This is a genomic window from Methylosinus sp. KRF6, assembly GCF_018887255.1.
Classification (GTDB): Bacteria; Pseudomonadota; Alphaproteobacteria; order Rhizobiales; family Beijerinckiaceae; genus Methylosinus; species Methylosinus sporium.
The window spans coordinates 1-2278 of sequence record NZ_JAHLJF010000038.1 but is presented as its reverse complement, the minus strand read 5'-3'; the positions used below and the strand labels follow the sequence as shown (position 1 = coordinate 2278).

Sequence of the window (2278 nt, the reverse complement as noted above, 5' to 3'; positions counted from 1 at the left end):
GGGACACAGGGGGGCGATAAAGCGCGGGCGTTGCGTGGAAGGCCTTGTCTTCGACATAGAGACGGGGTCATTTGGGCGCGCGGCGAAGCTTCGGGAGCGGCCCGGAGCATTGGTCGGGGGCGGCGTGGTTTTGAAGACGCTTCGTATTTTCTGTGTTTTGGCGGCTGCTTCGCTCTCGGGCTGCAGCCTGCTTCCAGGCAGCGGCCCGTCCGGCGATGCGGTGATGACCGCGGGCACGCCGAGCGAATCACGGCCGGAGACGGCTTTCGCCCTCGTCGAGATCGACACGAATGTGGTGGCGGCGCTGGCCAGGCATGGCGCGCCGGGCCTGCGCGGCTCCTTCGGCGATTATCGCCCGCCCGCCTCGCAGCCGATCGGCATCGGCGACACGCTGCAGATCACTCTGTGGGAGGCGGCTTCGGGCGGCCTGTTCTCCTCGCCGGCCATGGAACGGGCGAGCCCCGGCTCGCGCTCGGCGACCATACCGGACCAGACGGTCGGGCGCGACGGCTCGGTGACGGTTCCCTACGCCGGGCGCATACAGGTGGCCGGCCGCAGCCAGCAGGAGGTGGAGGCGGCCATCGTCGAGCGGCTGCGCGGCAAGGCGATCGAGCCGCAGGCGCTGGTCAATGTCTCGCGCAACGTCACCAATACGGCGACCGTGACCGGCGAGGTGACGCAGGGCGCGCGCGTGCCGCTGACCTTGCGCGGCGACCGGGTGATGGACGTCATCGCCGCGGCGGGGGGCTTTCGCTCGCCTGTGCACGAGACCTTCGTCAGCCTGACGCGCGGCGACCGCACCGCGCGGGCGCCGATCCAGGCGCTGCTCGCCAATCCGCGCGAGAATATTTTCGTGCGTCCGGGCGATGTGCTGACGGTGGAGCGCACGCCGCAGACCTTCACGGTCGCCGGCGCGACCGGGGCCAACGCCGTGGTGCCCTTCGACGCGCGGGGGATCACGCTGGAGGAGGCGATCGGCAAGGCCGGCGGGCTCGCCGATCAGCGCGCCGATCCGAGCGGGCTGTTCGTGCTGCGCTATGAGCAGACGGCGGCGATCGCCGAATATCCGACCGTGTCGCCGCTGCTGGCGTCGCAGCGGCTGACGCCGGTCGCCTATCATCTCGACATGCGCAATCCGGCGGCTTTGTTCACGGCGCGGCGATTCGCGATGCGGGACAAGGACATATTGTATGTCTCCAATGCGCCTGTGACGGAGATCGCGAAAGCGTTCCAGCTCGTTTCGATGCTGACGCAGCCGGCGATCCAGGGCGCGGCGGTGGGCGCTGCGGTGAAGTGAGGCGAGGCTTGTGAAGCGAGGCTCGGGCGGGCTGCGTCGAGATTTGCTCGCCTCTGGAATGCGCCTTAGGTATAGCAATCTCGGTTGACGGACGAGTCGGGTCCGGGCAAGCTGACGGCGCAGATATTGCGATGCGATGAGGAACGCGGCCCACGGGCCTGCGGGCTTGGTTTTTCGAAGGTTTCTCGGCGGACCGCGAGGGGGTTTCTTGGCGAACCGATTGAATACGAGCCTGTTGGCGGCTGGCGAGCGGCGTGTGCTGCAGGCGCTCGTGTTTCGGCTTCCCGCCTGGACGACGCCGGATCATCTGACGGCGGTGGGTCTGGCCGGTGCGGCGGCGACGGCGGCGGGCTTTGCGCTGACGCATTGGTCGGCGTGGTTCCTGTGGGTCGCGGTGGCCGGCCTGTTTTTGAACTGGTTCGGCGATTCGCTGGACGGCACGCTGGCGCGCCATCGCGGGATCGAGCGTCCGCGCTACGGCTTTCTCCTGGATCATTCGAGCGATCTGATCGCGCAGAGCCTGATCGTGGTGGGTCTCGGGATCTCGCCTTATTTCACGCTTCCGTCGGCGCTGTTCGTGCTGTCGCTCTATCTTTTGATGAGCTCCTACACTTATCTTCGTGTGGCGACGGCTGGGGTGCATCGGCTGTCCTATGGCGGCATGGGGGCGACGGAATTCCGCCTTCTGGTGGCGGGCTGGAGCGTTTTCGCCTGGTGGCTGGGCCCTGCTGTGACGGAAGCGCATATCTGGCGCTTCGCCATTCTAGACGTGTCGGTGGGAACGCTGTCGGCGATCGCCTTTGCGCTGTTCGTGTGGATGGTGCGGCAGGATTTGTCGCGGATGGAGCGCGAGGACGATCGCGAGACGGCGACGATCCACCGCCTGCCGACGACGCGCCGCCCGATGGCCGAGCCGGCTCCGGCCGAGCCCGCCGAGCCGCTCGAAAACGAGCTCCCCAGCGCCTCCGCCGGCTGACGGCG

Annotated in this window: 2 protein-coding genes; both read left to right on the top strand. The window is 68.0% G+C overall.

Features of this window, described 5'->3' with window-relative positions:
* Positions 1-223: 223 nt before the first annotated feature.
* Entirely contained in the window at positions 224-1297 is a 1074-nt protein-coding gene (locus tag KP010_RS22400) for a polysaccharide biosynthesis/export family protein (protein WP_371824259.1), read from the top strand.
* Between the two features lie 220 nt (positions 1298-1517).
* On the top strand, positions 1518-2273 hold the full coding sequence (locus tag KP010_RS22395; RefSeq protein ID WP_253203997.1) for a CDP-alcohol phosphatidyltransferase family protein: 756 nt from the start codon (positions 1518-1520) through the stop codon (positions 2271-2273).
* Positions 2274-2278: the final 5 nt, after the last annotated feature.

Bases quoted from the DNA above. Each gene is read 5' to 3' on its own strand.
- KP010_RS22400 (WP_371824259.1), top strand. From the start codon at position 224: ATGACCGCGGGCACGCCGAGCGAATCACGGCCGGAGACGGCTTTCGCC.